Source organism: Devosia sp., assembly GCF_041917035.1.
Classification (GTDB): Bacteria; Pseudomonadota; Alphaproteobacteria; order Rhizobiales; family Devosiaceae; genus Devosia_A.
In genome coordinates this window covers 1-7462 of sequence record NZ_JAYRYM010000182.1, presented here as the reverse complement: position 1 = coordinate 7462, position 7462 = coordinate 1, and the positions used below count along the sequence as shown (strand labels likewise).

Below are 7462 nucleotides of genomic sequence, written 5' to 3'. Positions count from 1 at the left end.
TGGCCGGCCAGGACGACCTTGCCCGCTTCCATCGGGCCGCCCGAGACGAACACCACCGGGATGTTGATCCTCAGCGCCGCCATCAGCATGCCGGGGGTGATCTTGTCGCAATTGGAGATGCAGACCATGGCGTCGGCGCAATGCGCGTTGACCATGTACTCGACGCTGTCGGCGATCAGTTCGCGGCTGGGCAGCGAGTAGAGCATGCCGTCATGGCCCATGGCGATGCCGTCATCGACCGCGATGGTGTTGAATTCCTTGGCGACGCCGCCGGCCGCCTCGATCTCGCGCGCCACCAATTGGCCGAGATCCTTGAGGTGCACGTGCCCCGGCACGAACTGGGTGAAGGAGTTGACGACGGCGATGATCGGCTTGCCGAAATCGCCGTCCTTCATGCCGGTGGCGCGCCACAGGCCGCGCGCGCCGGCCATGTTGCGCCCATGGGTGGTGGTGCGGGAACGGTACTGCGGCATGGCGGACATCCTGCTCGGGACTTCACTGGGCGCCTGTCTTGTGCCCAACGCGCCCAATTTTCAAGCCCGCCGCAGGCCGGATCGGTTCGGCGGGCCGGATCGGGGCAGGTGCCGCGAGCGGCGATCACGCAGGTTTGCGCGCCACCAGATCGATCAGCGCCGACATCCCGACATGGCCGGTGCCTTCGACGATCTCGGCATCATAGGCCCTCAGCTGCTCGATCTCGAGATCGGCAAAGGCGGCCTCGAGCATTTCCCTCGTGTAGAGCTTGTCGAGCTGGCGCGGCCCACCGGTGCCGAAGGCGAGCTGCTCGGGGCGGTAGCCCTCGAGGAGGATCCGGCCGCCCGGCACCAGCGCCCGCTGCATGCCGGCGAAGATCTCGTCGCGCAGCACCGGATCTGCGAACTGGATGAAGATCGCCACGACCAGGTCGTAGGCGGCCTCGGGCCAGGCGTAGCCGGCCAGATCGACCAGTCGCGCATCGAGCGCCACACCCCGCCGCGCGGCCAGCGCCCGCGCCTTGCCGATCCCCACCGCGGAGGCATCGAGCGTGGTGACGGCAAGCCCCTGCTCGGCCAGCCAGACCCCGTTCCGTCCCTCGCCGTCCGCCACCGCGAGCGCCGTCCGGCATCGCCCGACAATCCCCTGCTGCGACACGAGAAACGCGTTCGGCACCTCGCCGAAGACATAGGCCTCGGTAGCGTAGCGTTCGTCCCAGAAATCCGACATGACGGGGGTTCCGAAGTTCAGACAATGGTGCGGGCGGTCGGACTCGAACCGACATATCCTTTCGGACGGCGGATTTTGAGTCCGCTGCGTCTACCATTCCGCCACGCCCGCGAGGCTCCGGCGCGCCGCAGATAAGGCGAATTGGCCGGTGCCGTCAATCGCGGGCCGGCGATCAGCGGGGCGTCAGCACCTCGGTGCCGTTGCCGCGCTGACCCGCCACCGTCCACAGCCCGTCGAGCGTTCCGTCCGGCAGGATCTCGTAGATCACCAGCCCGATGGCGTTCCCCATCACGTAGGCGGCCGTGAAGGCGGGCCCGTTGCGCATGCAGATGCCCTCTGCCGTGGAGCCGCCGCCCGTATCCCAGAAGATCTCGCAGGTGGTGTTGCTGGTGATGACGATGCGCGCCGTGCCGCCATAGCGCGAACCGTCGAAATTGGTGCCGTCGATCCGGTAGTTGCCGCCGATCGACTGGGCCGAGGCCGGTGCGGCCAGTGCCATCAGCGTCGCGACGACCATCGAGTAGCGCAGCATGTCGGAGTTCCCCCTGTCACCCGTCGGGGGAGCTTAGGCAAAGCCTGCCGATCCGGCAATCGTCGCCGACAGCCTTGCCGGCGCCCGATCCGCCATGCCACCACTTGGCCCAGGCGGAGGCGAGACGATGACGACGGCGATCAGACTGGGAACGGCCGGCTGGGTGTTCGAGCCCTGGCGGAAGAGCTTCTACCCTGACGGACTGCCGCACAAGCAGGAGCTCGCCCATGCCGCGGCGCGGCTGGGCAATATCGAGATCAACGCCACGTTCTATTCGCACCAGAAGCCGGCGAGCTTTGCCGGCTGGGCGGCACAGACGCCGCCCGGCTTCGTCTTCACCGTCAAGGGCCACCAGCTGGTGACCCACCTCAAGCGCCTCAAGGATGTCGAGATTCCGCTCGCCAACTTCTTTGCCTCGGGTGTCCTCGCGCTCGGCGACCGGCTCGGGCCGTTCTGCTGGCAGCTGCCGGGCAACCTGAGCTACGACGCGGCGCGGCTCGAGACGTTTCTGGCGCTGCTGCCGAAGACGCCGGCGGAGCTCGTGACCCTCGCCGGCCGGGCGGACGAGCGGCTGAAGACGCCGCCGCATCTCGACGCCACCGGCGTCGACCGCGTCCGCCACGCCATCGAGGTGCGGCACGCGAGTTTCGCAACGCCCGAGTTCCTCGCCCAGCTGCGGGCCCACAACGTCGCCCTGGTTGCCGCCGATACCGCCGAGTGGCCCTATTTCGACCAGACCGCCGATTTCGCCTACCTGCGGCTGCAGGGCGCGCCGGGGGCAGAGAGCTACGGCGAAGCCGAGCGCAGCCAGCGGGCCGGCTGGCTCCGCGACCTGGCCGAGGGGCGGCGGCCGGCGGGAGCCCCCCTCCTCGGTCCGCCGGAGACGGCGCCGCCGGGCCGCGACGTCCATGCCTTCTTCGTTTCGACCGACAAGGAACACGCGCCGCACAACGCCCGGGCGGTGATGGCGACGCTGGGCCTCAGCGGGCCTAGCGAGTGACGAGGTCGTGAGGCGGGCGCGATTGACTCGGGGCCCTCGCGGACGAATATGGCGCCCGTGTTGGCGACAAGGACGATCGACGTGAATTCCCCGGCTTCTCCCCGCTTCGGCGCCCTTTTCTCCGACCGGGCGCGGCTGCTCGCGGCCATCAGCTTTCTGCTCGGGCTGGCCACCATCGCCGGGGCCTGGGGCTCGCAGCTCATCGGCGGCCTGGTGCCGTGCGAGCTCTGCTGGGGCCAGCGGAACCCGTACTATGTCGGCCTGCCGCTGCTGCTGCTGATCGTGCTGGCCTGGAACCGGCTGCCGCGCGGCGTGCTGCTCGTCGCGCTCGCCGCCGCCGCCCTGGTCTTCGCCTGGTCGACCTACCTCGGGGGGCATCACGCCGGGGTGGAATACGGCTTCTGGCCCGGCCCGACGGCGTGCAGCGGCACCGGCGTCGACGTCAAGTTCGAGGACCTGCAGAACCTCAATGCCGCGCGCGTCGTGCCCTGCGACGCCATCCAGTTCGAGCTGTTCGGCATCACCCTCGCCGGCTTCAACGCGCTGATCTCGGCGGCCATCGTCACCATGCTCGGCGCCGCGATGTGGTTCAGGCGGCAGCAATAGTCGAAAAGCCGGCGAACACCCGCGCCGGGCCTCTCCCGGCGGCGTTCAGGGCTCGAGCTCGATGTCCCAGTAGAGGTAGTCGAGCCAGCTCTGGTGCAGGTGGTTGGGCGGGAAGGCGCGGCCATTATTGTGCAGATCGTGCACGGTCGGCTGGAACGGCTGCTGACGCGGGAACATGCGGATGTCCTGCGGCAGCCGGTTGGCCTTCCTCAGATTGCAGGGCGAGCAGGCGGCGACGACGTTCTCCCAGGTGGTCCGCCCACCCCTCGAGCGCGGGATGACGTGATCGAAGGTCAGGTCCTCGCGGGCGCCGCAGTACTGGCACTGGAATTTGTCGCGCAGGAAGACGTTGAAGCGGGTGAAGGCGGGATGGCGGGCCGGCCGCACATAGTCCTTCAGCGACACGACGCTGGGCAGCAGCATCTCGAAGCTGGGGGACTTGATCACCCGCTCGTAAGTCGAGACGACATTGACCCGGTCGAGACAGATCGCCTTGATGGCGTCCTGCCACGACCACAAAGACAGCGGATAATAGCTGAGCGGCCGGTAGTCGGCATTCAGCACCAACGCGGGACAGCTCTCAAGCGACACATGGACTGTCACTTGTCGCCCCCCGTACAGGAATCGCGGCCAGTCATGATCGTCGATAGTCTATGCCGAGTGTGACACGGCTGTGAAGCGGCAATCGCGGCTCAGCCGAGCCGGGCCATGAGGAACGCCGTGGCGAAGGCGAGCCCGTCCGGCGCGATGCCGTGGCCGACACCCGGGCTGATGTGCAGCGTCACCTCGAAGCCGTTAGCCGCGAGCAGGTCGGCGGCCTGCCGGCTGAGGGCCGGATCGACCACCGGATCGGCATCGCCATGGATCAGGGTCACCGGCGGGCGAGGCGCGGCGGGCGCGGCAAAGCCGTCGGCGGGCACGAAGGCCCCGGAAAAGGCGACGATTCCCGCCAGTTCCCCAGGCAGTGCCGTTCCCACATGCAGCGCCATCATGGCGCCCTGCGAGAAACCGACGAGCACCGTGTCCGCCGCCCCAAGGCCCGATTGCGCCCAGAGATCGGAGAGGAACTCGGCCAGTACCGGGGCGGCCTGCCGCGCCCCTTCGATGCGGCCGGCGATGCGGTCGACCTCGAGCGGGAACCACTCGTAGCCGAACGGGCTGCCGCCGCAGCGCCGGGGCGCGTTCGGCGCGACGAACAGCGCGTCGGGCAAGAGCGTGCGCCAGTGGCGGCCGAGATCGATCAGGTCGCTGCCATCGGCACCGTAACCGTGCAGCAGCACCACCAGCTGCCGCGCGGTGCCGCTCCGTGGCGGCAGCATCGGGCCCGAGAGCTTGGTCACAGCAGCAATCCCTCCCTGTTGCGCACGGCCCGGTAGTAGCGCCAGAACAGCAGGGCAGCCGTCGAGCGATACGGCGACCAGGCGCCGGCCATCTCCCTCAGGTCCTTGATCGCCGGTCGCGCGTCAAGCCCGAACGCCCACTGTACACCGACCTGCAGCGCCAGATCCCCGGCGGGGAAGATGTCGGGATGCGCCGCCGAGACCATCAGGTAGATCTCGGCGGTCCAGGGCCCGACGCCCTTGAGCCGGCACAGTTCGGCGATCGCCGCCTCGGCGGGCCGATCGGCGAGGGTGGCGAAGTCGAGCCGGCCCTCGGCCACCGCCTCGGCGACGCCGCGCAGCGTCAGGTACTTGCCGCGCGAGAAGCCGGTGGCGCGCACGGCCTCCTCGGAAAGGCCGAGATAGCGCGCGGGGTCGAGGGCGCCCTCGAGGACGGCAAAGCGCGCCCAGATCGCTCCGGCGCTCGCGGTCGACAATTGCTGGCCGCAGATGATCTGCGCCAGCCCGGCAAAGCCGGGGTCGGCGGTCCGCACCGCGAACGGCCCGGCCCGCCCGACGACAGCCTCGAGCCGCGGGTCGATGCCGACAAGGGCGGCCAGCTGCGCCGCCAGCGCCTCGGCCGAATCGAGCCGCCCGGTGCGGCCGGGCCCCGCCTGTGCTAGGTCGTCGACCGTGATGACCAAACCCGTTCTCCGCTTTGCGCCGAGCCCCAATGGCCGGCTGCACCTGGGACACGCCTATTCGGCGCTGTTCACCGCTACCTGGGCCGAACGGCTGGGTGGACGGTTCCTCGTGCGCATCGAGGACACCGACCCGACCCGAAGCAAGCCGGAATTCACCGAGGCCATTCTCGCCGATCTCGCCTGGCTGGGGCTGGCCTGGGAGGAACCGGTCTGGCACCAGTCGACGCGCTTTCCTGTCTACGCCGCGCACGCCGACCGGCTCAAGGCGATGGACCTGCTCTATCCGTGCTTCTGCTCGCGCACCGACGTGGCGGCCAGCTCCGGCGCGACCGATCCGGACGGCGCCCCGGTCTATGGCGGGACCTGCCGGCATCTCGATCCGGGTCGGGTAGCCGAGCGCCTCGCCGCCGGCGATCCGGTGCAATGGCGACTGCGCATGGACGAAGCGGTGGCGCGGACGGGGCTGCTCACCTACGCGGTGGCGCAGCCGACGCCGCTCGACCGGCCGCAGATCCGCTACGCGCAGCCGCTGCGCTGGGGCGACGCGGTGATCCAGCGCAAGGGGACGCCGACCAGCTACCACCTGAGCGTGGTGGTCGACGACGAGGCGCAGGGCGTGACGCACGTGACGCGCGGCCGCGACATGGAAGCCTCGACCGACATCCACGTCCTGCTGCAGATGCTGCTCGGGCTGACGCAGCCGCTCTACACCTTTCATCGGCTGCTGCTCGACGAGACCGGCCGCAAGCTGTCGAAGTCCCGCCAGTCGCGATCGCTCGCCGACCTGCGCGACGCAGGCTGGACGGCCGATGCCGTCCGCGCCCACCTCGGCTTTGGAAGTTAGATCGCGCCGCCCTACGCCGCCTGCCGCGCGGCGCCGAAGAACGGCCCGACCGTTGCCGCGACGGCGCTGTCGAGCGAGGTGCCGAAGCCCGGCCCGAGGATCGCATCGAGGCGCGGATCGACCAGCTGCATCGGGTGGTCCCACAGGTACCCCATCTTCGCCACCTCCCGCATCATCGGGCTCACCAGCCCCATCGCCGACATCAGCACGCGCGGGAAGTAGCCGATCCTGAGGCGGACGGGCGCCGCTTCGGCAATCGCCCGGCCGAGGACTTCGGGCGTCACGTAGTGGCCGGCGAAGTGGAAGGTCTCGAGGCCGCCGAACTCGGCGCGATGCCAGGCCAGCTTCTCGAAGGCGCGGGCGAGGTCGGGCAGGTAGGCCCAGGCATGGCCGATGCCGGGCGTACCCATCAGGGCTAGCCGGCCCTTGCCCGCGTCGCGCAGCATGACCAGATCGAACCAGTCGCCCTGGCTGGCCGGCCCGAAGAAATCCCCGGCCCTGAGGATGATCGCCCGGATGTCGCCGCGCGCGGCCGCGGCGGCGATCGCAACCTCGACGCGCTTGCGGATCTCGCCGCGCGGCGTCTGCGGGTGCTGGGACAGCGCCGGCGTGATGATCCGGTCGCCCGCCGCGTAGTTGTAGATGTTGCCGGGAAACAGCAGCGTCTTGCCGGTCGTGCCGAGCGCGGCGAGGACCCGCGCCGTCTGTGCTTCCAGACGTCCCTTGTCCCACTGGTGATAGGGCAGGTTGAGCCCGTTGAACACCACATCCGCATCGCCGATCGCGGCGCGCATCGCCTCGACGTCCTCGGCGTCGCCGGGGACGAAGGTGACCCCGGGGATGGGGTGGCGATTGCTGCGGCCGAAACCGGTCACCTGCCAGCCGGCCTCGCGGAAGGCGCGCGCCACGTGATGGCCGATATGGCCGTTGATCCCCAGAACTACCAGACGCTGCGTGTTCATCGTGTGTCTCCTGTCGATGAGCCAACGCTAGTCCCGTCACAGATTTATGGACATTCGACAAATCGGAAGAACTGCCATACATTTTCGAATAGGGAGACAGCCATGGCGGAACCGGACTGGTCACTCTGGCGCAGCTTCGCGGCGGTGGTGGAACACGGCTCGCTGTCGGCTGCCGCGCGCGCCCTCGGCCTCAGCCAGCCGACACTGGGCCGGCATATCGATGCCCTCGAGTCGGCGCTCGGAACGCGGGTGTTCGAGCGCACGCTGGGCGGCTTCAAGCCGACCGATATCG

The 7462-nt window shown here is 69.3% G+C and carries 11 protein-coding genes and 1 tRNA gene; 4 read left to right on the top strand and 8 right to left on the bottom strand.

The annotated features are described in order from the left end of the window. From ACE3TU_RS16255 to ACE3TU_RS16240, 4 genes are all read right to left on the bottom strand, one after another. Positions 1-473 (bottom strand): dihydroxy-acid dehydratase (locus tag ACE3TU_RS16255; protein ID WP_374626053.1); only part of this gene is annotated, 473 nt, incomplete at its 3' end. A 124-nt stretch (positions 474-597) separates the two neighbouring features. Then, positions 598-1203, bottom strand: a complete 606-nt coding sequence (locus tag ACE3TU_RS16250; protein ID WP_374626051.1) for a class I SAM-dependent methyltransferase — start codon at positions 1201-1203, stop codon at positions 598-600. A 25-nt stretch (positions 1204-1228) separates the two neighbouring features. Continuing rightward, positions 1229-1314 (bottom strand) — tRNA-Leu (locus ACE3TU_RS16245). Positions 1315-1375: 61 nt separating this feature from the next. After that, on the bottom strand, positions 1376-1735 hold the full coding sequence (locus tag ACE3TU_RS16240) for a hypothetical protein (RefSeq protein WP_374626049.1): 360 nt from the start codon (positions 1733-1735) through the stop codon (positions 1376-1378). Positions 1736-1862: 127 nt separating this feature from the next. Between ACE3TU_RS16240 and ACE3TU_RS16235 the strand changes: the two genes are divergently transcribed. Continuing rightward, the gene (locus tag ACE3TU_RS16235; protein WP_374626047.1) at positions 1863-2735 is read left to right on the top strand and encodes a DUF72 domain-containing protein; all 873 of its coding nucleotides are present in this window, start codon (positions 1863-1865) and stop codon (positions 2733-2735) included. 81 nt (positions 2736-2816) lie between these two features. Next, positions 2817-3341, top strand: coding sequence for a disulfide bond formation protein B (locus tag ACE3TU_RS16230; protein WP_374626045.1), 525 nt, complete (start codon positions 2817-2819; stop codon positions 3339-3341). A 45-nt stretch (positions 3342-3386) separates the two neighbouring features. Here the strand turns inward: ACE3TU_RS16230 and ACE3TU_RS16225 are convergent, their stop codons facing one another. The 3 genes from ACE3TU_RS16225 to ACE3TU_RS16215 form a co-directional block, all read right to left on the bottom strand. Continuing rightward, positions 3387-3944, bottom strand: a complete 558-nt coding sequence (locus ACE3TU_RS16225; protein WP_374626043.1) for an HNH endonuclease — start codon at positions 3942-3944, stop codon at positions 3387-3389. An 89-nt stretch (positions 3945-4033) separates the two neighbouring features. Continuing rightward, positions 4034-4681 carry an alpha/beta hydrolase gene (locus ACE3TU_RS16220; RefSeq protein WP_374626041.1) on the bottom strand — a complete coding sequence of 216 codons (648 nt, stop codon included), beginning with the start codon at positions 4679-4681 and terminating at the stop codon, positions 4034-4036. Then, entirely contained in the window at positions 4678-5364 is a 687-nt protein-coding gene (locus ACE3TU_RS16215; RefSeq protein WP_374626039.1) for a DNA-3-methyladenine glycosylase, read from the bottom strand. The genes ACE3TU_RS16220 and ACE3TU_RS16215 overlap by 4 nt, the downstream gene beginning before the upstream one ends. On the opposite strand from ACE3TU_RS16215, the gene gluQRS reads away from it, so the two are divergent. Further along, complete coding sequence (gene gluQRS, locus ACE3TU_RS16210; RefSeq protein WP_374626037.1) at positions 5357-6208, top strand: tRNA glutamyl-Q(34) synthetase GluQRS; 852 nt, start codon at positions 5357-5359, stop codon at positions 6206-6208. The genes ACE3TU_RS16215 and gluQRS overlap by 8 nt on opposite strands. Positions 6209-6219: 11 nt before the next feature. Here gluQRS and ACE3TU_RS16205 read toward each other — a convergent pair whose 3' ends face one another. Further along, complete coding sequence (locus ACE3TU_RS16205) at positions 6220-7170, bottom strand: NAD-dependent epimerase/dehydratase family protein (protein ID WP_374626035.1); 951 nt, start codon at positions 7168-7170, stop codon at positions 6220-6222. Between the two features lie 102 nt (positions 7171-7272). On the opposite strand from ACE3TU_RS16205, the gene ACE3TU_RS16200 reads away from it, so the two are divergent. Further along, positions 7273-7462, top strand: a 190-nt coding sequence (locus tag ACE3TU_RS16200; protein WP_374626033.1) for a LysR family transcriptional regulator, incomplete at its 3' end; no start/stop codon positions are given.

Coding starts and splice junctions, on each gene's coding strand:
- ACE3TU_RS16250 (WP_374626051.1), bottom strand. CDS start 1,203: ATGTCGGATTTCTGGGACGAACGCTACGCTACCGAGGCCTATGTCTTC.
- ACE3TU_RS16240 (WP_374626049.1), bottom strand. CDS start 1,735: ATGCTGCGCTACTCGATGGTCGTCGCGACGCTGATGGCACTGGCCGCA.
- ACE3TU_RS16235 (WP_374626047.1), top strand. CDS start 1,863: ATGACGACGGCGATCAGACTGGGAACGGCCGGCTGGGTGTTCGAGCCC.
- gluQRS (WP_374626037.1), top strand. CDS start 5,357: ATGACCAAACCCGTTCTCCGCTTTGCGCCGAGCCCCAATGGCCGGCTG.
- ACE3TU_RS16205 (WP_374626035.1), bottom strand. CDS start 7,170: ATGAACACGCAGCGTCTGGTAGTTCTGGGGATCAACGGCCATATCGGC.